Annotated in this window: 26 protein-coding genes; 25 read left to right on the top strand and 1 reads right to left on the bottom strand. The window is 59.9% G+C overall.

Annotation, left to right across the window (positions count from 1 at the left end):
- Positions 1-3 precede the first annotated feature (3 nt).
- The 25 genes from D3Z90_RS14130 to D3Z90_RS14010 all read left to right on the top strand — a co-directional run bounded on the left by D3Z90_RS14130 (position 4) and on the right by D3Z90_RS14010 (position 23,960).
- Positions 4-1,989, top strand: a complete 1,986-nt coding sequence (locus tag D3Z90_RS14130; protein ID WP_136476544.1) for a cytochrome D1 domain-containing protein — start codon at positions 4-6, stop codon at positions 1,987-1,989.
- Positions 1,986-2,651, top strand: a complete 666-nt coding sequence (locus D3Z90_RS14125) for an SCO family protein (RefSeq protein ID WP_136476541.1) — start codon at positions 1,986-1,988, stop codon at positions 2,649-2,651. The genes D3Z90_RS14130 and D3Z90_RS14125 overlap by 4 nt, the downstream gene beginning before the upstream one ends.
- Positions 2,648-3,322, top strand: coding sequence for an SCO family protein (locus tag D3Z90_RS14120; RefSeq protein WP_136476539.1), 675 nt, complete (start codon positions 2,648-2,650; stop codon positions 3,320-3,322). The genes D3Z90_RS14125 and D3Z90_RS14120 overlap by 4 nt, the downstream gene beginning before the upstream one ends.
- Before the next feature lie 5 nt (positions 3,323-3,327).
- Positions 3,328-4,863 carry an ABC transporter substrate-binding protein gene (locus tag D3Z90_RS14115; RefSeq protein ID WP_136476537.1) on the top strand — a complete coding sequence of 512 codons (1,536 nt, stop codon included), beginning with the start codon at positions 3,328-3,330 and terminating at the stop codon, positions 4,861-4,863.
- On the top strand, positions 4,860-5,504 hold the full coding sequence (locus D3Z90_RS14110) for a SurA N-terminal domain-containing protein (RefSeq protein ID WP_136476535.1): 645 nt from the start codon (positions 4,860-4,862) through the stop codon (positions 5,502-5,504). Before D3Z90_RS14115 ends, D3Z90_RS14110 begins: the two co-directional genes overlap by 4 nt.
- A 229-nt stretch (positions 5,505-5,733) precedes the next feature.
- On the top strand, positions 5,734-6,264 hold the full coding sequence (locus D3Z90_RS14105) for a response regulator (RefSeq protein WP_136476533.1): 531 nt from the start codon (positions 5,734-5,736) through the stop codon (positions 6,262-6,264).
- Positions 6,265-6,317: 53 nt separating this feature from the next.
- Complete coding sequence (locus D3Z90_RS14100) at positions 6,318-8,021, top strand: GspE/PulE family protein (RefSeq protein ID WP_136476531.1); 1,704 nt, start codon at positions 6,318-6,320, stop codon at positions 8,019-8,021.
- On the top strand, positions 8,002-8,790 hold the full coding sequence (locus D3Z90_RS14095; RefSeq protein WP_136476529.1) for a hypothetical protein: 789 nt from the start codon (positions 8,002-8,004) through the stop codon (positions 8,788-8,790). Before D3Z90_RS14100 ends, D3Z90_RS14095 begins: the two co-directional genes overlap by 20 nt.
- A 1-nt stretch (position 8,791) precedes the next feature.
- Positions 8,792-9,334, top strand: a complete 543-nt coding sequence (locus D3Z90_RS14090; RefSeq protein WP_136476527.1) for a PilN domain-containing protein — start codon at positions 8,792-8,794, stop codon at positions 9,332-9,334.
- Complete coding sequence (gene pilO / locus D3Z90_RS14085) at positions 9,321-9,869, top strand: type 4a pilus biogenesis protein PilO (RefSeq protein WP_136476525.1); 549 nt, start codon at positions 9,321-9,323, stop codon at positions 9,867-9,869. The genes D3Z90_RS14090 and pilO overlap by 14 nt, the downstream gene beginning before the upstream one ends.
- Positions 9,869-10,369 (top strand): hypothetical protein, encoded by a 501-nt coding sequence (locus tag D3Z90_RS14080; RefSeq protein ID WP_136476523.1) that lies wholly within the window; start codon positions 9,869-9,871, stop codon positions 10,367-10,369. The genes pilO and D3Z90_RS14080 overlap by 1 nt, the downstream gene beginning before the upstream one ends.
- Positions 10,366-12,192: a secretin N-terminal domain-containing protein gene (locus D3Z90_RS14075; RefSeq protein WP_136476521.1), complete on the top strand. Its 1,827-nt coding sequence runs from the start codon at positions 10,366-10,368 to the stop codon at positions 12,190-12,192. Before D3Z90_RS14080 ends, D3Z90_RS14075 begins: the two co-directional genes overlap by 4 nt.
- A gap of 3 nt (positions 12,193-12,195) precedes the next feature.
- Positions 12,196-12,669 (top strand): prepilin-type N-terminal cleavage/methylation domain-containing protein, encoded by a 474-nt coding sequence (locus D3Z90_RS14070; protein WP_136476518.1) that lies wholly within the window; start codon positions 12,196-12,198, stop codon positions 12,667-12,669.
- Between the two features lie 5 nt (positions 12,670-12,674).
- Positions 12,675-13,049: a type II secretion system protein gene (locus tag D3Z90_RS14065; RefSeq protein ID WP_136476516.1), complete on the top strand. Its 375-nt coding sequence runs from the start codon at positions 12,675-12,677 to the stop codon at positions 13,047-13,049.
- On the top strand, positions 13,024-13,554 hold the full coding sequence (locus D3Z90_RS14060) for a type II secretion system protein (protein ID WP_136476514.1): 531 nt from the start codon (positions 13,024-13,026) through the stop codon (positions 13,552-13,554). The genes D3Z90_RS14065 and D3Z90_RS14060 overlap by 26 nt, the downstream gene beginning before the upstream one ends.
- Positions 13,551-13,946, top strand: coding sequence for a curli production assembly/transport protein CsgE (gene csgE, locus D3Z90_RS14055; RefSeq protein ID WP_136476512.1), 396 nt, complete (start codon positions 13,551-13,553; stop codon positions 13,944-13,946). The genes D3Z90_RS14060 and csgE overlap by 4 nt, the downstream gene beginning before the upstream one ends.
- Positions 13,943-14,362 carry a curli assembly protein CsgF gene (locus tag D3Z90_RS14050; protein ID WP_136476510.1) on the top strand — a complete coding sequence of 140 codons (420 nt, stop codon included), beginning with the start codon at positions 13,943-13,945 and terminating at the stop codon, positions 14,360-14,362. Before csgE ends, D3Z90_RS14050 begins: the two co-directional genes overlap by 4 nt.
- Before the next feature lie 27 nt (positions 14,363-14,389).
- Complete coding sequence (locus D3Z90_RS14045) at positions 14,390-15,229, top strand: CsgG/HfaB family protein (RefSeq protein WP_136476508.1); 840 nt, start codon at positions 14,390-14,392, stop codon at positions 15,227-15,229.
- A gap of 183 nt (positions 15,230-15,412) precedes the next feature.
- Complete coding sequence (locus D3Z90_RS14040; RefSeq protein ID WP_256658205.1) at positions 15,413-16,939, top strand: FAD-binding oxidoreductase; 1,527 nt, start codon at positions 15,413-15,415, stop codon at positions 16,937-16,939.
- A complete protein-coding gene (locus tag D3Z90_RS14035) occupies positions 16,936-17,790 on the top strand; it encodes a HemK/PrmC family methyltransferase (protein ID WP_136476506.1) in 855 nt (284 codons plus the stop codon). The genes D3Z90_RS14040 and D3Z90_RS14035 overlap by 4 nt, the downstream gene beginning before the upstream one ends.
- Positions 17,791-17,809: 19 nt before the next feature.
- On the top strand, positions 17,810-19,081 hold the full coding sequence (locus D3Z90_RS14030) for an aminotransferase class I/II-fold pyridoxal phosphate-dependent enzyme (protein WP_136476504.1): 1,272 nt from the start codon (positions 17,810-17,812) through the stop codon (positions 19,079-19,081).
- Positions 19,082-19,120: 39 nt separating this feature from the next.
- On the top strand, positions 19,121-19,456 hold the full coding sequence (locus D3Z90_RS14025; RefSeq protein WP_256658204.1) for a chorismate mutase: 336 nt from the start codon (positions 19,121-19,123) through the stop codon (positions 19,454-19,456).
- Positions 19,453-21,513: an aminodeoxychorismate synthase component I gene (gene pabB / locus D3Z90_RS14020; RefSeq protein WP_136476502.1), complete on the top strand. Its 2,061-nt coding sequence runs from the start codon at positions 19,453-19,455 to the stop codon at positions 21,511-21,513. The genes D3Z90_RS14025 and pabB overlap by 4 nt, the downstream gene beginning before the upstream one ends.
- Positions 21,510-22,382, top strand: a complete 873-nt coding sequence (locus D3Z90_RS14015; protein WP_136476500.1) for a prephenate dehydrogenase dimerization domain-containing protein — start codon at positions 21,510-21,512, stop codon at positions 22,380-22,382. The genes pabB and D3Z90_RS14015 overlap by 4 nt, the downstream gene beginning before the upstream one ends.
- 45 nt (positions 22,383-22,427) lie before the next feature.
- On the top strand, positions 22,428-23,960 hold the full coding sequence (locus D3Z90_RS14010; RefSeq protein ID WP_136476498.1) for an MFS transporter: 1,533 nt from the start codon (positions 22,428-22,430) through the stop codon (positions 23,958-23,960).
- A gap of 2 nt (positions 23,961-23,962) precedes the next feature.
- Here D3Z90_RS14010 and D3Z90_RS14005 read toward each other — a convergent pair whose 3' ends face one another.
- Entirely contained in the window at positions 23,963-24,208 is a 246-nt protein-coding gene (locus D3Z90_RS14005; RefSeq protein ID WP_136476496.1) for a DUF1272 domain-containing protein, read from the bottom strand.
- Between the last annotated feature and the right edge of the window lie 10 nt (positions 24,209-24,218).

Below are 24,218 nucleotides of genomic sequence, written 5' to 3'. Positions count from 1 at the left end.
GTCATGAACAAGAAAAATCGACCGTTGTACCTGGGGCTGATGGCAGGTTTGACCCTGATAGGCCTGGGGATCAGCTATGAAAGCCTGTGGTGCGACCCGCGTAGCGAGTTGGCCGAGAACGTCCCGGATCCTCAGGCGCTGCACCGTCTGAGTCGCGACGGTGTCACCGTCGAGTTCGAGGCACGGCCATTGGACAAGGGCGGGAAGCTCATCGAAGGCGGCTTTGCCAATGTGCGCTTCAAAATCACCGACCAGAACAGCGGCCAGCCATTGTCGGGCGTGTCGCCCGGCGCCTGGCTCGACCCGGCGCTGACCGGCGATGCCGCCAAGGATCGCAGCAAGAGCTGCAAGGCCAGGGTGGCGTTGTTTCTCAAAAGCAGTATCGGCGCTCGACCCTTGCTGGATCTCAACAGCTACTTCCTGCTGATGCTCAACAAGGATGCAAGCCTGACCGTCATTGACCCGTCGGTTTCCGTTGGCGGGGTCACCAGCACGCTGGCACGTATCGAGTTGCCTGGTATCCCCATGGACTGGGCGGCCAGCAGCAACGACAAACAGGTGTTTGTGTCTATCCCCGAGCGCGACGAAATCGCCTTGATCGACACCGAGACCTTCAAGCGCGTGGGTAATATCGATGCGGGCAAGCAGCCCTTGCGGGTTGCGCTGCAGCCGGACCAGCGCCTGCTCTGGGTCGGCAACAACGCCAGCGACCCGCAAGACAGCGGTGTCACCGTGATCGATGTGCCGAGTCGCAAGAACATGAAGTTCTTTGCCACCGGCGCTGGCCATCACGAAATCGCGTTCAGCGCCGATTCACGCTACGCCTTTGTCAGCAATCGCGACAGCGGCACCCTGAGCGTGATCGATGCCAGCGAAATGCGCTTGGTGAAAACCCTCAAGGTTGGCTCGCATCCGCTGTCGGTGGCGTATTCGGCACTGTCCCAGGCAGTCTATGTCGCTGATGGCCGCGACGGCAGCATCAGCGTGATCGATGCCCGTAGTCATCAACTGCGCCACCGCATCGAGGGCAAGCAGGGCCTGGGCCCGATGCGCTTCAGCAGTGACGGGCGCTTCGGCATCGTTCTCAATACGCTGGAGAGCGAGGCACTGGTGATCGACGCCAGTACCGACCAACTGATTCACCGCTTGCCGGTATCGGCAGAACCATACCAACTGAACTTCACCAAGGCCTATGCGTACATCCGTGGCCTGGCCTCGCCAAAGGTCACCATGATCAACCTGAGCAGCCTCGGTGAGGGCCGTCAGCCGATCATCCAGGGCTTCGAGGCTGGCACTGCTGCGCCACGCCAGGCCGGTGATTTGCCACTGGCCCAGGGCCTGACTACGGCGCGCGACGAGAACTCGGTGTTCGTGGTCAACCCGGTGGACAACACCACCTACTTCTACGCCGAGGGCATGAACGCGCCGATGTCCGGCTACGCCAATCGCGGTCATAGCGCCCGCGCAGCCCTGGTAATCGACCGCAGCCTGCGTGAGGTTGCCCCTGGGGTGTACAGCTCCACCGTCAAGTTGCCTGCTGCTGGCACCTTCGATGTGGCGTTCCTGCTCAACCAGCCGCAGATCATCCACTGCTTCAGTACCGAGGTGGCGGCTTCATCCACCGCGCCGCACCGCCAGACCCCGCAGATCGAGTTCATGCTCGACCCTGTGGCGGTGGTGCAGGGCAGCCCGTTCACTGCGCGCTTTCGTATCGTCGAAGGCAACGGCACCCCGCGCAATGGCATCAAGGATCTGAGCGTGCGCTACTTCCTGGCGCCTTCTTCCATGGCCCGCGACAGCCACGTGCATGAGGTCGGCGATGGGGTCTATGAGGCACCTCTGGAACTGGCCGAAGCCGGGGCCTGGTACTTGCACGTACAGGCGCCCTCCCTGGGCAGTGCCTTTGCCGAGAAAAACTACACCAGCCTGCGGGTGCTGCCTGCCGCGGCTCAACAAGCGTCCGACTCGGATTCAAGGAGTGTGCGATGAAAATGCTTGATTGCTGCAGACTGTTCAGCCTTTGCCTGTTGGCCGCCAGCTGTGGTTTAGCCCAGGCTCATGGAGGCGTCGACCATGGCGGCGCCAATGATCACAGTGGCCATACCGCACCCGAGGCCCACCAGGAAAAAACCTCGGTACGTTTTGCCGATGTGCAGTTGCTCGACCAGAACGGCATGCCGGTGCGTCTGGAGAAGGACCTGGTTGCCGACCGCCTGGTGGTCATGGGCTTTATCTACACCAGTTGCACCACGGTGTGCCCGGTGGTGTCGTCGATCATGGGCAAGGTGCAAAAGCAATTGGGCGGCAGGGTGGGTGAAGAAGTGCAGTTGGTGTCGATCAGTGTCGACCCCCAGCGCGACGACTCCAAACGCTTGCAAGACTACGCCAAGACCTTTCAGGTTGGGCCAGGGTGGAGCTGGCTGACGGGCTCGCCCTATGCCGTCAACGAGACGCTCAAGGGATTGGGCAGCTTCAGTGCCAACCTTGCCGAGCATCCGCCGTTGATCCTGGTCGGTGACGGTCGCACCGGCAAATGGACTCGGTTCTATGGCTTCACCGACCCTGCGCTGCTGGTCAACGAAGTGGATCGTCTCAGCGCTCGGCGTATACATGCCAAACACACTGCCATCGCCCAGGAGGTGCAACCATGAGCACTGCCAGCGCCGGTAAAACCACCATGCGCGGGGTCGATTGGGTAGCCCTGGCGGTGTGCTTGTGGATCTTGAGCTCGGTGGCCTTTGCCCACGAGGGGCACGCGCCGCAAGCCAGCCCCGAGCCCACGCCGACCCCCAGCACCAACGCGGTAACGCCAACGGCTGGCACCCACGATGCCCAGGCGTATTTCACCGACAGCCTGGTACAGGACCAGAACGGTCGCAGCCTGCGCTTCTACAGTGATGTGCTGAAGGATCGGGTGGTGCTGCTCAATGTTATCTTTACCCATTGCAACGATGCCTGTCCGCTGATCACCCGCAAATTGCGCGAGGTGCGCGAGGCGATGGGCGAGGACGCTGCCAGTAAGGTCACGTTCATCTCTTTGAGCAGCGACCCCACCAACGACACCCCGCAGGTGCTCAAGGCATTCGCCGAGAAGCAGGGTGTCGATGGTCCCAACTGGCTGTTCCTCACCGGTGACAAGGCGCAAATGGACCTGGTGCTGATGCGCCTCGGCCACCTGATCCCCAGCCCGGAACAGCATTCCACCCAGTTGATTGCAGGTGACGTGGCCAACAAGCGCTGGAGCAAAATTCGCCCCGATGCGCCGGCCATGGCGATTGCCCAGCGCCTGCAATTGCTGTCGCAACCGCTGGCCGGGCGTTGAGCATCATGACCAGCGTGCTGCGCACCTTGACCCTGGTGCTGATCCTTGGTGTCAGTCACGCCGCTCAGGCCCTGGACTTGACCGCGGCGGAGCTGGCAGGCAAACGTTTGTACCGGGAAGGGCTGTCGAGCAGCGACGCGCAGGTTTCAGCGCGAGTGGGGGCGGCCGATATGCTGGTGCCCGCCAGTGTCGTGCCGTGTGGCAGTTGCCATGGTGCCGATGGGTTGGGCCGCGCAGAGGGCGGGGTGCGTCCGCCTACGCTGAGTTGGCAGCGTTTGGCACTCGGCCAGGGCCGGCGCACAGTCAACGGCCGCGATTATCCGGCGTATACCGAGGCCAGTCTGGCGCGGGCCATTCAAGAGGGTCGCGACCCCGCCGGTAATCGCCTGGACCCGGCCATGCCACGCTTCATCCTGAGCATGACTGACCAGCGCAATTTGAATGCCTACCTCAAACGTCTGGCCGATGACCGTGACCCAGGTGTGGAGGAACGCACGCTGCGCCTGGGTACTTTGTTGCCCGGCGAGGGCGCGAACGCTGCGTCCGCGCGAGTGGTGGCGGCGGTGCTCAAAGATCGTATTGCCCAACTCAACCAGCAAGGCGGCATTCATGGCCGGCAGTTGCAACTGATCACCGTCGACCCTGGGCCTAGCCTGGCCAGTGCCGAACAGGCGCTGAGCACATTGCTCGAAAAGGAGCAGGTATTCGCCCTGATTGCGCCGCTGGCTCCTGCACTGGAACCCGTATTGGCGGCGCGTCTGGAGCTGGCGCGAGTACCTTTGATCGGTGCCGCGCCAACCCTGAGTGCCAGCGCCCAAATGTTCGATCCCTTGCCAGGGCTCGATGACCAATTATTGAGCCTGGCCGACTACGCCCAGGCCAATCTGGCGCTACGACAGGCCGGCACGCGGATAGTCTACGCCGACGCCGAGCAGGCGAACTTGGCCGAGCACTTGGGGCAACAACTGCTGCAACGTGGCTGGAGCGAGGTGGAGGCCCAGCAGCTGACCGAACAAGCCCCCGAAGGGCAGGCGATCTTCTTTCTCGGCAAGGCCCAGGACTTCGCTCGCCTCACCGCACAACTGCAGCAGGTCGGGCGCACGCCGTATCTGTTTGCTATTTCCAGTCAGGTGTCCAGCCAATTGCCGCAAGTACCTGACGCCTGGTCGAGGCGGGTGTTTCTCGCCTATCCGTTCGTACCCGGGGACTGGACGGCCACCGGACGTCGAGCAATGAGTGAAATGCGCTCACGCCAGGGCTTGGATGGCTATCAGGGTGTTTTGCAGGTCAGCACCTGGTGTTCGGTACAACTGCTGGGCGACGCCCTCAAGCGCGCTGGGCGCGATGTCAGCCGGGAGAAGTTCATCCAGGCGCTGGAAGACCTGCACGATGTACAGACCGGCCTTACCCCGCCATTGAGCTTCGGACCCGGGCGCCGACAAGGGCTGGCCGGCGCCCATGTCGTGACCCTGGAAATGCCCGGCCCGGTATTCTATCCGGTGGCGGCCTATCGTCCTGTCGTTGAGGAGACTGCGCCATGAAACTGTTCGCTCTGTTGTTGTGCCTGGTGGCAACGCAACTGCACGCTCAGCAAGAGCTACCGGCAGCCACGGTCAACGGTGTGATCATCAGCCAGTTGCGGCTGGAGCGCTATTTCGCCGACTACCTGCAGGCCCAGGGCAGGGCGGTAACCAGTATCCGCAACCCGGGTGTCTACAAACGCTTGCGTGACCAGGCCCTGACCGACCTCATCGACAAGGAGCTGCTCTGGCAGGAAGCGCAGCGCCAGGGCGTCAGCGTCAGCGACACTGAGGTCGATGCGCAGATTGACCAGTTACGCTTGGCCTTGGGCGCCGCCAAGAACTTTGATCAGCGTCTGGCCGACGCTGGTTTCGATGCTGAAAGTTTCGCCGCCTACACCCGCCACGAGTTGGCTGCACAACAGGTTTTCATGCAGGCTTCGCAGGTTCCGGAGCCGGATGCAGCGCAAGTCCGCGCCTTCTACCAGGCCAACGCAAGTTCTTTGCCGCCAGTGCAGAACCAAAGTGCCGACCCATCAGTCGTACCTGAGCAGGGATTGGTTTTGGCAAAACGTCTACTCGTCGAACAGCAACAGGCGCAGGCGCGCCAGGCCTTGCTACAGCGTCTACGTGACGCCGGGCAGGTGCAGCGACTTGACTGACGACTCATCTGACCCCCAATGTTGGGGATATCAGTAGGGGCAAAACGCCAGCTGGTCCCCGGGATTGGGGGAGGGGCTATGGCCCGTTTGCGTCTACTCTTAAAGAATCAACGACATAGCACATTCGAAAGCGCTGTCTGCGGTCTGGCACGAAGCATGCGTAAGCCTATGCAAGGGCGCACTTCGGCAGACCGGTTGACCGGGCCTGTGATGTTTCAAGGAGTCGACCTTGGTTAACACAGTATTGGTAGTCGATGACGAACAGACCCTCGCGGGCAATATCCAGGCTTACCTGGATGCGCAAGGCCTGAACGTCCATGTTGCCCACGACGGGGCCAGTGCCATCGGCGAAGCTGAACGCACCCAGCCCGACGTGATAGTGATCGATTTCCGCTTGCCCGATATGGAGGGGTTTCAGGTACTGGAGACTGTGCGCAAGAGCAGGAACTGTCATTTCGTGCTGATCACTGGCCATCCGACCCTCGAGGTTCGCGAGCGAGCCAGCCAGCTGGGAGTCAGCCACATCCTGTTCAAGCCTTTTCCGCTGGCGGAATTGGCCCGTGCAGTCAACGACCTGATGGGCATCAAGCGCGAAGCCGGGAGCGAGGGGAGCACGGACACAGGGTTCGTCGAGCGACGCCAGAGCAGGAGTGAAAGTTTCCCCCTGCAGTTGTTCGACGGTAGTTGGGTTTTGGCAGATCGCCGACGTGGCGAACGAAAGCCCAAACCAGACGACGACCAACTGCTCACCGGGGAGTAACGCGCGAGCAGACCTGAACATGGCTTGCCGCGCTCCGCGCTGGAGAGCAAGTCATGGACACCGTGTCGCTCGCTGTTGTCGCTACCCAGGAAGGTGCCCCCGCACCCCTCGGTCGTGAGTTGCTCGTCCAGGCCCGTGCAACTGCCGAACAGAATGCTGAGCGCCTGCTCGATACCCTTCAGCGCCTCAGCGGCCTGAATCCCGCCGATTTCGTCGCCCGTCTGGGCGCCACCTTGCATTACCCGGTCCTCGACGGCCAGACGCTGTTCACCGCCACACCGCTGTTTGATCGGGTCAGTCTGGCCCAATGCCTGAAGCGCGAGTTTCTTTTTCTGGAGCATGACGGCCAGGCGCTGGGCGTGTTCGCCGATCCGTTCGACAGCGCTCGCCTGGCCTGGATCGACGAGTGTCTGCAAGGCGCACCGCTGTACCTGGTCGAGGCTGCTGACCTCGCCGGTTTTCTCGCCCGTCACGAAGAAAGCTTCCATGCCGTCGATTCGCTCGACAACGACAGCGAAGCGGTCAACGAACTCGATACCGTGCAGAGCCTGTCCCTGGCCAGTATCAGCGAGGACCAGAGCCGGGTGGTCAAGCTGGTCAACTCCACCCTCTACGACGCATTGAAGATGCATGCCAGCGACATTCACCTGGGGGTGACCGGCAACGGCCTGGTGATCAAGTACCGCATCGACGGTGTGCTCAACAGTATCAGCAAAGTCAGCGGCAGCGAGTTCGCTGAACAGGTCATTTCGCGGATCAAGGTCATGGCCGAGCTGGACATTGGCGAGAAACGCGTGCCTCAGGATGGCCGCTTCAAGATCGGCATCAGCGCCCGGCAGATCGATTTTCGGGTGTCGATCATGCCCAGCATCTTTGGAGAGGATGCGGTACTGCGGGTGCTCGATAAACAGGACCTGGCAGATCGCGTCAGTGGTGTCCAACTGCAGGCCCTGGGTTTTGAAGACCAGACCTTGCGCAGCCTGCGCCGGTTGGCCAATGAGCCTTACGGGATGATCCTGGTTACCGGCCCCACCGGCAGCGGTAAAACCACCACTCTCTACGCCATGATCAGCGAGATCAACCACGGCGTGGACAAGATCATCACCATCGAAGATCCGGTCGAGTATCAGCTGCCGGGGGTGTTGCAGATTCCGGTCAACGAGAAAAAAGGCCTGACCTTTGCCCGTGGCCTGCGGTCGATCCTGCGTCACGACCCGGACAAGATCATGGTCGGCGAGATCCGCGATCCGGACACTGCGCAGATCGCCGTGCAGTCGGCCCTGACCGGCCACCTGGTGTTCACCACCATCCACGCCAACAACGTATTCGATGTGATCGGCCGTTTCAGCCAGATGCAGGTCGACCCCTACAGCTTCGTTTCCGCGCTCAATGCCGTGCTCGCCCAGCGTTTAATCCGCCTGGCCTGCCCGCATTGCGCTAGCCCATACCAGCCAAGCGACGAAGAACTCAGCCTTTCCGGCCTGGAGGCAGGGCAGGTGGGGCATTACCACTTTGTTCACAGCAGCGGTTGCGGCCAGTGCCGGGGCAGCGGTTATCGCGGGCGCACGGCGATTGCCGAGTTGCTGCACCTGGACGACGAATTGCGGCAAATGATTGTAGAGCGCCGGCCCCTGGCACAGATCAGGACCCTGGCATGTCAACGCGGCCTGCGCCTTTTGCGCAGCTCGGCACTGGAACTGGTGCGCGATGGCCGGACCACCCTGGAGGAGATCAATCGTGTCACATTTATCGCCTGATCGCTTTATCGCCGTGCTCGGCGCCCAGGGTGTAGGTCTTAGCCAACGCTTGGGACAAGAACAACAGTGGCTCGGCAGCCTGGGCTTTATCGCCGAGCGCAGCCAGGCCGCCAACCTGGCCCTCGACACACTGCACAGCCTGCTGGCAGAACAGCGCTGCAAGGGCGGCGAGTTGCAACTGCTGCTGTCGGCGCAGTACTGCCGCTTTTGCCTGGTGCCCTGGAGCGCTGCGATCAGCCGCCCTGACGAGCTGCAGCAGTATGCCCGGGCCTGCTTCGAGGCTCACTACGGGCAAAGCCTGGACGGCTGGCGCCTGGTGGTCTCGCCGGAAGCTGCGGGACAGGCGCGCATCGCCACTGCGGTACCCGAGGCGCTGTTGCAACGTCTGCATGAGCACTGCCGCGACCTGGGCCTGCGTCTGCGCTCGGTGCGTCCTTATCTGATGGCCGCCTATAACCGCTTTGCCGAGCAACTGGGGCAGAACGACTTTCTGTTCGTCCTCGCCGAGCCGCAACGTACCGTCTGCCTGTTGGCGCAGAACGGTGTGTGGCGGCAGGTCAGCACCCAGGGCGGCGCAGACAGCGACGCCGCACTGCAAGCGTTGATTGCCCGCCAATGTGAGCTCAGTGCCTCTGAGCGCGAACTGCCGGTGTTCCTCCACGCACCTGGCCGCCAGGAGCAGCCACCGGTGTTGGCGGGTGTACAGCTGTGTGAGCTGGGCGGTGAAACAGCAGATGTGCTGTGCCGCATGACTCGGGCGGTGGCCTGAAATGCGCCGCCTGGAGCTGGACTTCCAACCACGGCGCACAGCCCTTTGGGCCTGGGTGCTGCTCGGTCTGGGCGCCGCGTTGCTGGCGGGGGCCATCGTGCTTGCGCACACCTTCGAGCAGCAACAGGCGGATCTCGACCAGCAACTGGCAGCGTTGGAGCGGCAACTGGGTAAGCGCCCTGAACACAGCACCTCGCTGACGCCGGCACAGAGTCGCGAGCAAACCGAGAAACTGGCACAGATGCGCAGCGTGTCGCAGCAACTGCAGCGGCCCTGGGAACGCCTGTTCGACATGCTCGAAGCCCTGCCTCAGGACGACGTAGCGCTGCTGACCCTGACCCCGGATGCACGTAAAGGCCAGGTCCGCATCAGCGCAGAAGCGCGGGATCTGGAGGCCATGTTGAGCTTTCACAAGCGCCTGGAAGCCAGTGGCGAGTTGCGCGATGTATCGCTGCTCAATCACGAAATCATGGCCAAACAAGCCGAGCACCCCGTGCAGTTCAACCTTTCGGCCACTTGGGAGATCGGCAATGCGCATCCATAGCCTGATTGTCCACGAACGTGCTCGCCAGTTGGGCGTGGTTGGCCTGACAGGTGCTGGCCTGGGGCTGCTGGCCCTGGTCTATGTCGCGGCGGTGCTGGTGCCGCAATGGCAACAGTTGCAGCAGCAGAAATTGCACAGCGAGCAAGCCCACGAGCAACTGCAGCAGTTCAAGCGGGGAGATCTGAAACTGCCACAAGTGCCGCAGCGCGAACTGGAAGACTTTCACAAGCAACTGCCCGCGCAGCCTCAGGCCACGGTGGTCATCGACCGCATCTATAGCCTGGCCAAGGCTGAGCGCATCAGCCTGTCGCGTGGTGAGTACGCCTTGGGCGTCGATCCGAAGACTCAGTTGGCCCGCTACCAGATTCTTCTGCCGGTACGTGGCAGCTACCCGCAGATCCGCCGTTTCGTCCACGCCATGCTCGGCCAGTTGCCTGCACTGGTGCTCGAAGACGTCGACTTGCAGCGCAAGAAAATCGGCGACAGCGAATTGACCGGTCGCCTGCGGATGACCATTTATCTGTCGAGGTCATGATGAACATTCAACGTCGTCTTGCCTGGCTGGCCTTTCTCGGATCTGCTGCAGCGTTGAGCTGGGCGCCGGGTTACTTCTTCGACAGCGAAACTGCAGACAGCGACGCGGCGGTCGCCGTTGCCGAAAAAAGCTCAATTGCAGTCGCCGATTCGGCAACCCAGAGCACCAAGCCGGCTGCGCTGAAACTGCGCAATCTATTCCCCAGCAAGAGCTGGAAGCCGGCCGTGCAACTGGCCACGGTGACCGAACAGCCTGTTGCCGTGGCGCCGGTGGCCTTGCCTCCTGCAGCACCGGCGCTGCCGTTTCAATTTGTCGGCCGCCTGGATGATCGCGACGATCAACAAATCTTCCTGCAAAGCGGCGAAAAGCTCTACGTCGTACGCCGTGGCGACGTAATCGATGACATTTACCGGATCGAGCACATCTCCGCCACGGAGCTGAGCGTGGTCTACCTGCCGTTGCATCTGTCCCAGACTTTGTCTGTAGGGAGCGCACCATGATTTCGTCCAGGCACTGCAACAAGGCGCCATTCCTGATGCTCGCACTATGTGTCGCCCTGGCCGGGTGCGGTACCAGCGGGGTACGCAAAGACGGCCAGGCACTGATTGCCGAGGGGCAATACGAAGCCGGTATTTCCATGCTCGAGGAAGCATTGAAAGAAAACCCACGCGATACCGAACTCAATATCGCGGTGATCCAGGGGCGTCGGCAAGCGGTGGAGTCCTTGCTCAGCCAGGCTGACAGCGACCGCACTCGTCATGACTTTGCCAATGCCCGCCTGGGTTACGGCCGAGTGTTGACCCTGGAACCGAACAACCGTCGGGCGCAGGAGGCGGTCCGTCAGATCGAGCAAATCGGCAACATCAACGAACGCGTGGCCTTGGGCCAGGCGGCACTGCGTCAAGGTGATCTATTCGGTGCCGAACGCTTCATGCGCGAAGTGCTCCAGCTCGACCCGCAGAATCAGGATGGCCTGGCCCTGCGCAAGGACATCGAGCTGGTGCAGAGCCGCACTTCGCAGCCCAACCCGCAGTTGCGCACCAAGATGGAAAGGCCGGTGACCCTGGAGTTCCGTGACGCCAACCTGAAAACCATTTTCGAGGTGCTGTCGCAGGTGGCTGGTCTCAACTTCATCTTCGACAAGGACCTGCGTCCGGACATGAAGGCGACCATCTTTGTGAAGGATGTGCGCATTGAAGATGCAGTGGCATTGCTGCTGGAACAGAACCAGTTGCACCAGAAAATCGTCAACGAAAACACCCTGCTGATCTACCCGGACTCGCCGCAAAAGACCAAGGATTACCAAGAACTGGTGATGCGTACGTTCTACCTGACCAGCATCGATTCGAACACCGCACTGAACATGGTCAAAACCATGCTCAAAACCCGTGACGTGTTTGTCGACGAGCGCCTCAACACCCTGACCATGCGCGATACCCCCGATGCCGTGCGCATGGCCGAGAAGTTGCTGCAGTCCCAGGACCAGTCCAACCCCGAGGTAGTCCTGGAGGTTGAGGTGATGGAGATCGCTCGCTCGCGCATTCTCGAGCTGGGTCTGCAGTGGCCCAACACCTTCGGCGTACTCAATGAAGACGGTAAGCCAGTGGGTACCCTGGATGATCTGCGCGGCATTGACTCCTCGCGCATCACCATCTCGCCTTCGCCGCAGGCCAAGATCAACGCCCAGGACAACGACATCAACACGTTGGCCAGCCCGGTGATCCGCGTCAGCAACCGCGAACAGGCGCGCATCCACATCGGTCAGCGGGTGCCGATTATCAGCGCCACGTCGGTGCCGTCGACACAAGGTCCGGTGATCACTGAAAGCGTGACTTACCTTGATGTCGGTCTGAAGTTGGAAGTCACGCCGGTGGTGCACCTGAACAATGAAGTGGCAATCAAGGTGGCCCTGGAAGTCAGCAACGCCAAGCCTCTTGAACCGACTCGCCAAGGCACCATTCCGGTACAGGTCGACACCCGCAACGCCCAGACCAGCCTGCGCCTGCATGACGGTGAAACCCAGGTGCTGGCGGGCCTGGTGCGCAATGACGAGGGCGCCAGTGGCAACAAGATCCCGTGGCTGGGCGACATTCCCGGTCTGGGACGCCTGTTCGGCAGTAACAGAAGTGATAAGGGCCAGTCCGAGCTGGTGTTGTCGATCACCCCGCGCATCGTGCGCAACCTGCCGTATCAGAGCCCATCGGACATGGAGTTCCCTTCAGGTACCGAGACCAGCATGCATATTCGCAACCTCAATCGCACTGCCGAAGAGCTTAGCGAAGAGCAGCCGATAGCCGCCGTTCCTAATGCAGTGAGGCCGTAAGCGATGAAACGCTCGATGGCAGGTTTCAGCTTGATCGAAGTAATGCTGACCCTGGCCCTGCTCGGGTTGCTGGCCTCGATTGCTGCACCGCTGACCGAAACCCTGGTACGCCGGGGCAAGGAACAGGACTTGAAAATTGCGTTGTATCAAATCCGTGATGCCATCGATGCCTACAAACGTGCCTTCGACGCCGGCTACATCGAGAAATCGCTCAACGCCACGGGTTATCCGCCCAACCTTCAGGTGCTGGTCGACGGTGTCCGCGATGTGCGCAGCGCCAAGGGCGCCAAGTTCTACTTTCTGCGGCGGATTCCCCACGATCCGCTGCGCAGCCGCAAGGACGATGATGAAGGCGGTTGGGGGCTGCGTGCCTATGACAGTTCAGCGCAAAGCCCGCGTGAGGGCGAGGATGTCTTCGATGTCTATTCCAAGGCGTCGGGCAAGGGTCTTAACGGCATCGCCTACGGGCAGTGGTGATCAGCATGCGTCGCAACCAAGGCTTTACCCTGATCGAGTTGCTGGTGGTGATGGCGATCATTGCCACGCTGATGACCATTGCCATGCCGCGCTATTTCCAGAGCCTGGAAACCTCGCGTGAAGCCACCTTGCGTCAGAGCCTGGCAGTGATGCGCGAAGCCCTCGATCACTACTATGGCGACACCGGGCATTACCCCGAATCGCTGGAGCAACTGGTCGAGCAACGCTACCTGCGCAACGCGCCGCTGGACCCGATCACTGAGCGTCGTGACCTGTGGCAGGTGATTGCGCCTCCAGAAGGTGTGGCGGGTGCCGTGGCCGATATCAAGAGCGGTGCAACCGGGAGGGCGCGTGATGGCAGCTTATTTGCCGAGTGGTAGCGCCGCCGAGGCGGGCTTCACCTACCTGGGTGTGCTGTTGTTGATCGCGGTGACCAGTATCGCCCTGAGCGCCACGGTCACACTGTGGTCGACCCAGTCCATGCGTGAACGGGAGCGTGATCTGCTCTGGGTCGGCAGCCAATATGCCCAGGCACTGCGCAGCTATTACCGCGATTCGCCAGGCCTTGCCCAGTACCCGCAGACCTTGGACGAGCTGCTGGAAGATCCACGCTATCCCAATCTCAAGCGCCACTTGCGACGTCTGTATCCAGACCCGATTACCGGCAGCGATGACTGGGGCTTGCTGCGTTCTATCGACGGACGTATCACCGGCGTGTTCAGCCGCTCCGAACAGGCCCCCCTGAAACAGGCCGGCTTTGCCGCCCAATGGTCGGACTTCGAAGGCCTGCAGCATTACTCCGACTGGCAGTTCGTTGCCGAGAAGGCGTTCTCCGAGTCCGCCGCCGGTGCTCGCAAGGGGCTGAGCCAGGGAGCAGGAGAATGAACCGCCAACTGGCCGCCTGCGCCCTGGCCCTGGTGCTGCTGAGCGGCACTGCACGCGGCGGTGCCGAGGACGAGATGATGGGTTTCATCGTCGACAACACCATCTCGCATATCGGCCATGACTTCTATTACAGCTTCGCCGAACGGCTGCGTGCCACCAGCCGCCTGGATTTCAACCTGGTGGTACGGGAACGGCCGGATGCACGCTGGGGCAGCCTGGTAACGGTCGAGTACGAGCAACGTGTGATCTATCGGCGCTTCTTGCCACCCAACACCACCGAGCTTAAGGACGCCGCGTATGAGGCGGCTGACCTGGTCAAGGCGCAGATCATCCAGCGCAAGCTGCAGATGCTGCTGCAGGACACCACTGATCTAGAGAGGGACGAGCTATGAACAACAATAATACCTGCCGCCTGGCCTCCCTGGTCCTGCTGGCAGCCTTGGGCAGCCAGGGCGGCGCCACCGAACTGGTGTACACCCCGGTCAACCCTGCTTTTGGCGGCAACCCGCTCAACGGCACCTGGCTGCTCAACAATGCGCAGGCGCAGAACGATCACGAGGACCCGGCCATCAAGAGTCGTGCCTCGGCATTGGCCGGAACCTCGGCCTTGGAGCGCTTCACCAGTCAGCTTGAATCACGCCTGCTTTCGCAGTTGCTCAACAACATCAATAACGGCACCACCGGCAGCCTGCAGACGGACGCTTTCATCATCAACGTGCTCGATGATTCTGGGGCCTTGACGATTCAGATCACCGACCGGGCAACAGGTGAAATTTCGGAAGTTCTGGTAAACGGCCTGAACCCTTGAAGGGCGGGGCAATGGGGAGAAACAACCATGAAAAGAATTCTGACCACACTGCTGATCCTCGCCACCTTGCAAGGCTGCAGCTTGCGTGATCCGATGCCTGCCGAGGACACCGAAAGCCCGACGCTTACGCCACGGGCCTCTACCTACTACGACCTGTTGAACATGCCGCGCCCCAAGGGGCGGTTGATGGCGGTGGTGTATGGCTTTCGCGATCAGACCGGGCAATACAAACCGACACCGGCCAGTTCGTTCTCCACCAGCGTCACCCAAGGGGCAGCAAGCATGCTAATGGATGCCTTGCAGGCCAGCGGCTGGTTTGTAGTACTGGAGCGCGAAGGGCTGCAGAACCTGCTGACCGAACGCAAGATCATCCGTGCCTCGCAGAAAAAACCAGACACACCCGTGAACATCCAGGGCGAACTGCCGCCGCTGCAGGCTGCCAACCTGATGCTCGAGGGCGGCATCATTGCTTACGACACCAACGTGCGCAGTGGCGGGGAAGGGGCGCGCTACCTGGGGATCGATATTTCCCGCGAGTATCGCGTCGACCAGGTTTCGGTCAACCTGCGGGCCGTTGATGTGCGCAGCGGCCAGGTGCTGGCCAACGTCATGACCAGTAAGACCATCTACTCGGTAGGGCGCAGCGCCGGGGTGTTCAAATTCATCGAGTTCAAGAAACTGCTCGAAGCCGAGGTGGGCTATACCACCAACGAGCCAGCGCAACTCTGCGTACTCTCGGCCATTGAAGCCGCGGTGGGGCACCTGTTGGCCCAGGGTATCGAACGGCGTTTGTGGCAAGTGGCGGACAGCGGGAGTGGCGATCAGGCGACCCTGGATAAATACCTGAGCCAATACCAGGCGCCTTGATAAACAGCGCTTTGTTCTACGGGCGAAGGCGGTAAGTTGTATAAGATATAAGTACGTTTAAATCGTTTCGTTGTTGTTGAGGTTCACATAATGTTTATGGGTTGAATGGTTTTGTGGGAACTTGCTTGCATAATTAAAGGAAATTTCGTCTGTTGCTAACGTGGGTGTAATGACTACCCTAAAGTGTGTCGCAAGCACTGCGACGTTGAAAATACTCAACGGTTTAGTGGTTATCGCATAGTTGCTTGTTGCGACAAGTTTAGAGGTGGGTTAAGTATGGTATATGACGTTATAATTGTGGGCGCGGGCGCCATTGGCGGTTCTATTGCCTATGAGCTTTGCTCGCGGGGTTTAACTGTTTGCCGGGTCGGTGAAACCGATCGGGTCAATGCGGCGTCCAAGGCCGCAGGTGCAATGAATGGCTGTTTTGGCGAGGTCACCAGCGGCCTGCTTGCCAGCGATTATGGTCGTCTCAAGTTACACATGGACCGCCAGGCACAAGACTCATGGCCGGCGTGGTCTGAGCGACTTGCGCGCTCATCGGTAAACAACCGCAATCTGTTCAGCGCCCAAGGTACCCATGTTCTGCTCAACAGCGCCGGCATGGGTGAAGTCGATACCGTCAATTACCACGCCATCGAACACACCCTTGAACGCTATGGCGAGCCGTTTGAAAGCATCGACCCGAGATCGCTCGGCTGGCTCAACCCCAATCAACTGGTACGCCCATTACGTGGCTTGTTCATTGCGGGCGAGCACGCGGTAGATTCCCACCTGCTGCTGGAGAAGCTGGATCAGGCATTGCTGGCCGAGCACGGCACAATAAAGGCCGAAAATGCCAGGCGTGTACTGACCGAAGGTGGAGTTGCCTCCGGCGTCGAACTCAACAGTGGCGAAATTCTGTTTGCGAAAAAAATCGTGGTAGCCGCCGGCGCGCACTCACTGGAACTGCTCAGTGGACTTGATCAGGTTGTGAGCAAGATACCGCCATTATTCAGTGGATATGGTGTTTCTATCCTGGTGAAACTGCCCAGTCACATGGCGCTTCCCACCTCGGTCATACGCACGCCCAATCGCGCCTTTGCCTGCGGACTGCATTGCGTGCCGCGTGGCGATGGGGTGCTGTACCTGGGCGCCACCAATATTCTCAGTGAAGAGCCCAAGCAACAGGCGCTGGTTTCAGATGTTCAATTCCTGCTGGGGTGCGCTGTCGATCAATTGAATCTCGACCTGCATGACGCCGAGATCATTTCTATCCAGGTTGGTAACCGTCCCATTCCAGCCGATGGCTTCCCGCTGATAGGTGAATGCGGTATCGAAGGGTTGTGGTTGGCGACCGGAACCTATCGAGATGGATTGCACCAGTCGCCGTTGCTGGCCGCTTACATTGCCGATTGCCTGACGGGGGTGAACACCACTGATCTGGACCTCAGTGTGTTCACCCCGGTGCGCGCGCCGCTGACTGGATTGGCACGGGAAACGACGGTAGAGGAAACCGTCAAGCAGATGTTCGCCACAGGCTATGAATACCGCTGGGATGTAAAACCTTATTGGCTACCCCTGCTCGATAAGGGCCTATCGAACAACTATCAGCAACTTATTGATGCGCTGCATCCTACGTTTACACCACCGCCAGAGTTGGTTGCATTTTCTTATCTGTATGAGTCAATGCGCACGAAACTTTCGAACTATTACAAGGCTTGGTCATGAGCCTGGATGAACGCGAACAACATGAAGTTGCTCGCGCGCGTCAAATGTTGAAGGCGGCAAACGTCTGGGATGTGGAGGGTGACTTGCAGGCCCTGGTCGATCGTTTTCTTGAACGAAATAATAGGGCTCGCGCACTCTATGAATTCAAACTGGCGGTCAGTGAGCGCTGCAATCGAATACCGTTGGGCCATATTGTAGGCGCCGCCGAGTTCGATCAGTTGCCGCTGGTAATAGGCAGTGGCGTATTTATCCCCCGGCAGCACAGCACCATTATTCATAAGTGGCTAGACAAGCAGCAGTTGGACGAGGGCAGTCGCGTGTTGGACCTCTGCGCCGGCAGTGGTGCGATTGGCCTGGCGATCGCACGACGCAGACCTGATCTGGTGGTTACGTGTGTGGAGTTCGATGATGTCGCCGCGCATTATCTCAAACGAAATATCGCCCGTATGGCCTGCAAAGGCATAAAGGCCAACGCCGTGCAGGCGGATATTCGCGACACCGCGATGTTCGTCCCGTTCGCCGGTCAGGTAGCGCTGATCGTGGCCAACCCTCCCTACGTTCCCCTCGGTCTTGAGTTACTGCCCGAGTGGAGCAGTCACCATCCGCAAGCATCGGTGTACTCAGGAGGCGACGGTCTGGAGCTGATTCGGCACATTGTCGAACTGGCGGTCGCTGTACTGGTGCCTGGAGGATGGTTGGTCATTGAGCACGGCGTGGACCAGGCCAGCGCTGTGTGTCAGTTGTTCCAACAACACAGCTTCACGCAAGTCGAGGTAATTATCGACCCTGCTGCGTCCGATACCACCGGCATTGCGGTAATGACGGTTGGCCGTCTGCGTGACGATTGCTGAACAAAAGGAGCTTGGTGCAATGAATACACAGAGCAAACAGGATTGGATGACGACTCGTCGTGACAACACCAGCAGCGCATTGGCAACCGCGCTCAAGGAAGGCCTGACCGGCTTCACTGTTGCGCGGCGTGTAGGCAAACGTATCACCCTGCAGGATGGTGAAACGTTCACCGAGTTTGTCTCTTGCTCCTATCTGGGCCTGGAAACACATCCGGCCCTGATGGAAGCGGCACGCCAAGCCATGAGGATTGGCGGCTTGCACTTGTCTTCGTCGCGCAGCGCCATGCGCCCGGTCTACCTGCCGCAGCTTGAGGTCCTGCTGGGTGAAATGTATCCAGGCTGCGCAGTCACTGTGTTTACCTCGACCAGCAGTGTGCACCTTGGCGTGCTGCCATTGCTTGGCAGTGGCTCGCTCAAAGGCTATCCGATTCCCAGGCGTGTGCACTGGTTGATGGACAAGACCGCGCATGCCTCCATGCAGGTGCTCAGGGGCATTCTCGAGCAGTTTGGGGAAGTGTCGCGAGTCGAATCGACTGACCCGGAGTCGATGGACGGTGCACTTAAGCGTTGTAGCCACAGCCAGCAAACGCCGGTCTTGCTGATTGACGGCATCGGCTCAATGAGTGGCCAGGTACCCATTGCCGAGCTCTGCGCACAGTTGCAGCGGGTGGGCGGCTATCTCTATGTCGATGACGCTCACGGCATTTCCATTACCGGGCAGCATGGCGCGGGCTATGCCTTCAACGCGGTAGGCCAGGTGTTGCCGGCCAACATGCTGTTGGCCGGATCGCTGTCCAAGGCCTTCGGCGGCGCAGGCGGTTTTATCGTGGTGGCCGACCCAGGCGACATCGAAACCATCCAGACCCTCGCCAACCCATTGGTGTTTGGCCATTCGATCATGTTGCCGATGCAAGCGGCCAATGTTGCTGCGGCAAAAATCCATCTCAGTGAAGAAGTGGGCGTGTTGCAGCAGAGGCTATGGAAGAACGTGGCGTGCTTCGATGCCGTTACCGGTAAGCAAATGCTCAACGCTGATATGCAATCGCCGGTCCGGGGCGCGCTGTTCGACTCCGAAGAGGCTGGCCTGCAAGCCGCGAGAATCCTGCGGGCCCACGGCGTTCTGCTGTTTCCGGTGTTCTATCCCATCATCGCCCAGGGGCAGGCGATGCTGCGCTTTGCGATTTCGGCCCTTCACAGTGAAAACGACATACGGCAAGTGGGCGTCGCGCTGAGCGAGATCGCGCACGCGAAGTTGTGGAAATCGCCGGGCAAGTCGGCAGCTCGAGGCTGAGGCTCAGCCGCATCAGGTGGCCTTACAACAGGAGATGTGATGATGACGCAACAAGGAACGTTACCACCTTCTATTACGACTATTTTGCAACCCCAGCGGGACCGACTGGATGTGATCAATAACCAACTGGTCGAGTTGCTCTGCCAGCGTATGCAAGTCTGCATGGTGATCGCCGAGCTCAAGGCCGCGCATGGTATTGCAATGATGCAGCCGCAACGTATTACCCAGGTACTCGACGCGATCAAGGCGAAGGCTGTTCAGGCAGGGTTGAATGCCGGGTACGTCGAGTCGATCTTCAGGCTCATCATCGAAGAGACCTGTGTCCAAGAGAACCAATTGATCAATCAGCGACTGCACCAGGAAGGGCAGGCATGAAGATACTGCTCCTCGATAACTTCGACTCCTTCACCCACAATATTGCCCAATACCTGTATGAGGTAACCGGTGTATGGGCGGATACGCTGCCCAACACGGTGTGCTACAGCGACCTGAACATCGAAGACTACGACGCCATTGTTGTATCACCTGGCCCTGGCCACCCAGGATCAGGCGAAGACTTTGGGGTGTGTGCAGAGGTGATTGTGCAGTCGACGGTGCCCTTGCTCGGTATCTGTTTGGGGCATCAGGGTATCGCACAATTTCTGGGGGGCACGGTCGCCCATGCACCCCGCCCGGTACATGGCTACCGCAGCCGTATCACCCATACCGGAAAAGGATTGTTCCGCGATCTGCCGGAGCAGTTCGAGGTTGTTCGCTATCACTCCTTGACCTGTACTCACCTGCCGGACGACCTACATTGCACTGCCTGGACCGATGACGGCGTGGTCATGGCGATAGAGCACAGCCACCGACCACTTTGGGGGGTGCAGTTTCATCCTGAGTCGATCGATTCTGAATACGGCCATGCACTACTCGGCAACTTTGTGCGAATGGCCCTGGAATATAACTGCATTCACCGCTCGCAACCGGGAGGCAGCCTGGGGCGTCAGTCGGCGGGTGACCTATTCATCGCCGCCGGCGGCTTGTCAAACATGCAGTTGAGTTATCGAGAGCACGCCGGGAAGGTCGAGCCATTGGCATTGTTTGCGCAGCGGTATGCTAATGACCGCTATGCGTTCTGGCTCGACAGTGAAAAATCAGAAAGGCCCAACGCGCGCTACTCGATCATGGGCAGTGGCCAAACGCCGGGGGCTGTCCGCCTTGAGTACAACGTCAACTACGAACGCCTGACCCTGGAGGGGCCAAACGGACGCCTTCAGGTCGAGGGCGACTGCTTCACGCTGATCGGCCAGATCATCGAAACGGTACAGGTGACGTTGCCAGAGAGCTTGCCCTTCGTATTCAGCGGCGGTTTGGTAGGGTACCTGGGCTACGAGTTGAAAGCGCTGGTGGGTGGGCACAAGGTCTATCGATCCGAATACCCCGACGCCAGTTTCATCTTTACCCCGCATTTTTTCGTTTTTGATCACCATCAGCACAGGCTTTACGAGTGCTTGATGAGTAAAGTCGGCGAGCAACCCGAGTGGTCGCCAGGCGAATTACCGACGAATCGGTTTGCCGCCGAATCTCAACAGTTTGTACCGGGAGCCGTGCATGGCCCCGATCTGGTCCTGGACGACAGCCCGCGGGCGTACATCGACAAGATCAAGCAGTCGCTGCAGTACATCAACGATGGCGAGTCTTATGAAATATGCCTGACCAACCGTGCCAGAGTGACCTACGAGGGTGCGCCGCTCGATGCTTATCGTCGGATGCGTGCAGCGAGTCCGGTACCCTACGGTGCATTCTTGCAGTTCGAGCGATTTTCGGTGCTCAGCGCCTCTCCGGAAACTTTCCTGCGAATCGACGCCAACGGTGTGATCGAGTCGCGGCCGATCAAGGGCACACGACCGCGCAGCGCAGACCCCGGCGAAGACCTGCAGTTGCGCGAAGACCTGGCCATCTCGGCCAAGGATCGTGCCGAGAACCTGATGATCGTCGATCTGGTGCGTCATGATTTGAACGGTGTGTGCCGGGCAGGCAGTGTGCATGTACCGGAAATTTTCGCAGTGGAGAGTTTTTCTTCGGTGCATCAACTGGTTTCCACCGTTCGCGGCAACCTGGCACCTGGGGTATCCAGCGTAGAGGCCATCCGCGCCTGCTTCCCGGGAGGCTCGATGACCGGCGCGCCGAAAAAACGCACCATGGAGATCATCGATACTCTGGAGTCCTCGGCGCGAGGTGTCTACTCCGGAGCGTTAGGCTGGATATCATTCAGGGGTGGGGCAGAGCTGAGTATCGTTATTCGTACCGCAGTGTTGCAGAACCAGCAGGCGGAGTTCGGTATCGGCGGCGCCATCGTCGCCCATTCCGACCCGGATCAGGAGCTCGAAGAGACCCTGGTCAAGGCCAGTGTCCCTTATTACAGTTTTGTCGCGGGGAGTCGACAATGACCAATGACACGGTTGTCGTGTTGGGCGGCGGCGGTCTGGTCGGCACGCTGATGTGCAGTGTTCTCAAGCAGCAAGGATTGCACACCAGGGTGGTCGATTGTCGTGCTGGCAAACATGAGGATGAGCGTCACCAGATAGACGTGAGCAATCCACCCCGCGATAGCGCTCAGCTCTTCAGCAATGCCATCGCTGTCGTCTTCGCGTTACCAGAGCGAGTTGCCGTCGATGCCATCCCCTGGGTGCTGCAGGCTGTGTCGATGGACGTTATGTTCGTGCCGACCTGTTCGGTTCAAGGCCCTTTCTACGCAGCATTGAGAGCGCATTCTGCGCAGCAGCCGTGCATTGGCATCAATCCAATGTTTTCTCCGAGGCTTTCGCCACAGGGGCGTACCGTTGCGATCTGCCGGGACGACCAGGGGGAGGCCGAAACGTTCATTGAAACGGCGTTGATCGCCGCCGGCATGAAGATCAGGCGTATGTCGCCTGCCAGTCATGATGAGTTGATGGCGCTTTGTCAGGCATTGCCTCATGCCGCCATTATTGGTTTTGGCATGGCCTTGGCGAAGTCGTCGCTGGACCTGGCTCTGATCGAGGAGGTCATGCCGCCGCCAATGCGCACGATGCTGGCGTTGCTGTCTCGCCTGTTGGTCAATCCAGCCGAGGTGTATTGGGACATACAACTGCAAAACCATCAGGCGAGTCAGCAGCGTGAAGCACTGCTGCAGGGAATGGAGTGTTTGATCAGGACGGTCAGCGATGAAGATTACCCACACTTCAAGGAGGACCTGCAGACCGTCGCCAGAGCCCTGGGCGAGCGCCTGGACAGCGGTGCCCTGGACTGCCAACAGATTTTTTCTCAACTGAACTGAAAACATGAACAGGGTGAGAGCCCGCTTGAATATGGAGCTTTGTACATGTCATCGACGACAGGGGCGATCCAACAACAGCCTCGAACTAAGCGCTGGTGGGGACTGGCCGTATTGATGTTGCCGGTACTGCTGGTGACGGTAGATAACACCGTGCTGGGATTCGCCCTGCCAAAGATTGCCGAGGCGTTGCAGCCAACCGCCAGTCAGCAGTTGTGGATGATCGATGCCTATTCGCTGGTATTGGCAGGATTGCTAGTAACCATGGGCAGTCTGGGTGACCGGATAGGTCACCGTAAATTGCTGCTGATCGGGTCGTTGGGTTTCGCCACCGTATCGGTGATGACGGCGTACTCTGCCAATGCCGGACAGTTGATCGCCGGTCGCGCCTGCATGGGTATTTTCGGCGCCATGTTGATGCCCTCGACACTGGCGCTGATTCGCTCGCTGTTCGAGGATCGCGAAGAGCGCCGTCTTGCTGTCGCCATCTGGGCCACCACCCTGACAGTAGGTTCGGCACTCGGACCATTGGTTGGCGGGATACTGCTGGAGTTTTTCGACTGGGGGGCGATTTTTCTGCTGGCTGTACCGGTACTGGTACCGCTGTTGCTCCTCGGGCCGTGGCTATTGCCTGAGTCCGAGGCGGATGCGTCGGGGCCCCTCGATCCTTTGAGTATCCTGCAGTCAATGGTCGCTCTCGGCGCACTGGTCTATGGCATCAAGCATCTGGCCAGCGCAGGTCTGGACGCGCAGGCGGTGGCGGCTTTTGCCATCGGTGCGGCAAGTGGCTGGCTGTTTGTTCGGCGCCAACTGCGGCTGCCGGTGCCTTTGATGGATCTGGCGCTGTTTCGCAATAAAACCTTCAGCGGCTCGGTTGCCATCAACCTGATGAGTTTGGCGTTCCTGGTTGGTTTTGTGTTTTTCGCCACCCAGTTCTTGCAGATCGTCCTGGACATGTCTGCCTTCAAGGCAAGCCTGGCCTTGGTGCCGGGACAAATCATGGCGATTGTCGTCGGGATGCTGGTGGTTCCCGTTGCCCAGCGGGTTTCAGCGCAGGTATTGATACCGGTGTTGGTGGCGTTCACGGGGGGCGCGTTTTTGCTGGTTGCAGGTCTTGGCATCAACCTGATCGTGCTGGTCGTCGCCTTTGCCTTGTTGAACATCGGTGTCGGGGCAATCGCCACGGTGTCCAACGACATCATTCTGTCCGCCGCGCCACCGACCAAGGCCGGAGCAGCCTCGGCGATCAGTGAAACCGCGTATGAAGTGGGCGTGGTATTGGGCACTACGGTACTGGGCGGGGTGGTTACGGCCTACTACCGGGGTGCATTGCAGTTGCCCGCGTTTCTTACACCGCTGCAAGAACGCCTGGCCAGCGAAACGCTGGCGGGTGCTCACACAGTGGCGGCAACCCTGGGCACTGATCAGGCAAGCGAGTTGATGGCCATTGCCGGGCGTGCATTCGAGGGCGGGATTGGTTTGATGTCATGGCTGACATTCGTTCTCGCGGCGCTTGCCATCGTCATTGCCCGCGTGACCCTGAAAACGGCTCCGACGGTCGTCCAGCCTGAATTGAGCTGACGTCAGTGACTCGGACAGCCCTGGTCCTTGACGATTCGTGTGGTCGAAGCTGGGTTGTTGACCAGCTTCGCCGCAGCCCGTGCGGGGCGTTTCACCAGCTCGCCGGCACAATTGGGGCATTTGCCCTTGAGGTGCTGCGCATTGCAGGCTTTGCAAAACGTGCACTCGAACGAGCAAATCAACGCATCCTGGCTATCGCCAGGCAGGTCACAGCCACAGCATTCGCAATTGGGTCGTAGTTCCAGCATGGGCAGTCCT

Source organism: Pseudomonas sp. DG56-2, assembly GCF_004803755.1.
Classification (GTDB): Bacteria; Pseudomonadota; Gammaproteobacteria; order Pseudomonadales; family Pseudomonadaceae; genus Aquipseudomonas; species Aquipseudomonas auratipiscis.
This window is presented reverse-complemented; position numbering and strand designations above follow the sequence as displayed.

Excerpts from the sequence above, each read along its gene's own strand:
- D3Z90_RS14060 (WP_136476514.1), top strand. The coding sequence starts at position 13,024 with ATGGCAGCTTATTTGCCGAGTGGTAGCGCCGCCGAGGCGGGCTTCACC.
- D3Z90_RS14120 (WP_136476539.1), top strand. The coding sequence starts at position 2,648 with ATGAGCACTGCCAGCGCCGGTAAAACCACCATGCGCGGGGTCGATTGG.
- pabB (WP_136476502.1), top strand. The coding sequence starts at position 19,453 with ATGAAGATACTGCTCCTCGATAACTTCGACTCCTTCACCCACAATATT.
- csgE (WP_136476512.1), top strand. The coding sequence starts at position 13,551 with ATGAACCGCCAACTGGCCGCCTGCGCCCTGGCCCTGGTGCTGCTGAGC.
- D3Z90_RS14025 (WP_256658204.1), top strand. The coding sequence starts at position 19,121 with ATGATGACGCAACAAGGAACGTTACCACCTTCTATTACGACTATTTTG.
- D3Z90_RS14130 (WP_136476544.1), top strand. The coding sequence starts at position 4 with ATGAACAAGAAAAATCGACCGTTGTACCTGGGGCTGATGGCAGGTTTG.
- pilO (WP_136476525.1), top strand. The coding sequence starts at position 9,321 with ATGCGCATCCATAGCCTGATTGTCCACGAACGTGCTCGCCAGTTGGGC.
- D3Z90_RS14075 (WP_136476521.1), top strand. The coding sequence starts at position 10,366 with ATGATTTCGTCCAGGCACTGCAACAAGGCGCCATTCCTGATGCTCGCA.
- D3Z90_RS14125 (WP_136476541.1), top strand. The coding sequence starts at position 1,986 with ATGAAAATGCTTGATTGCTGCAGACTGTTCAGCCTTTGCCTGTTGGCC.
- D3Z90_RS14070 (WP_136476518.1), top strand. The coding sequence starts at position 12,196 with ATGAAACGCTCGATGGCAGGTTTCAGCTTGATCGAAGTAATGCTGACC.
- D3Z90_RS14110 (WP_136476535.1), top strand. The coding sequence starts at position 4,860 with ATGAAACTGTTCGCTCTGTTGTTGTGCCTGGTGGCAACGCAACTGCAC.
- D3Z90_RS14090 (WP_136476527.1), top strand. The coding sequence starts at position 8,792 with ATGCGCCGCCTGGAGCTGGACTTCCAACCACGGCGCACAGCCCTTTGG.
- D3Z90_RS14005 (WP_136476496.1), bottom strand. The coding sequence starts at position 24,208 with ATGCTGGAACTACGACCCAATTGCGAATGCTGTGGCTGTGACCTGCCT.
- D3Z90_RS14100 (WP_136476531.1), top strand. The coding sequence starts at position 6,318 with ATGGACACCGTGTCGCTCGCTGTTGTCGCTACCCAGGAAGGTGCCCCC.
- D3Z90_RS14015 (WP_136476500.1), top strand. The coding sequence starts at position 21,510 with ATGACCAATGACACGGTTGTCGTGTTGGGCGGCGGCGGTCTGGTCGGC.
- D3Z90_RS14010 (WP_136476498.1), top strand. The coding sequence starts at position 22,428 with ATGTCATCGACGACAGGGGCGATCCAACAACAGCCTCGAACTAAGCGC.
- D3Z90_RS14045 (WP_136476508.1), top strand. The coding sequence starts at position 14,390 with ATGAAAAGAATTCTGACCACACTGCTGATCCTCGCCACCTTGCAAGGC.
- D3Z90_RS14035 (WP_136476506.1), top strand. The coding sequence starts at position 16,936 with ATGAGCCTGGATGAACGCGAACAACATGAAGTTGCTCGCGCGCGTCAA.
- D3Z90_RS14050 (WP_136476510.1), top strand. The coding sequence starts at position 13,943 with ATGAACAACAATAATACCTGCCGCCTGGCCTCCCTGGTCCTGCTGGCA.
- D3Z90_RS14115 (WP_136476537.1), top strand. The coding sequence starts at position 3,328 with ATGACCAGCGTGCTGCGCACCTTGACCCTGGTGCTGATCCTTGGTGTC.
- D3Z90_RS14080 (WP_136476523.1), top strand. The coding sequence starts at position 9,869 with ATGAACATTCAACGTCGTCTTGCCTGGCTGGCCTTTCTCGGATCTGCT.
- D3Z90_RS14030 (WP_136476504.1), top strand. The coding sequence starts at position 17,810 with ATGAATACACAGAGCAAACAGGATTGGATGACGACTCGTCGTGACAAC.
- D3Z90_RS14065 (WP_136476516.1), top strand. The coding sequence starts at position 12,675 with ATGCGTCGCAACCAAGGCTTTACCCTGATCGAGTTGCTGGTGGTGATG.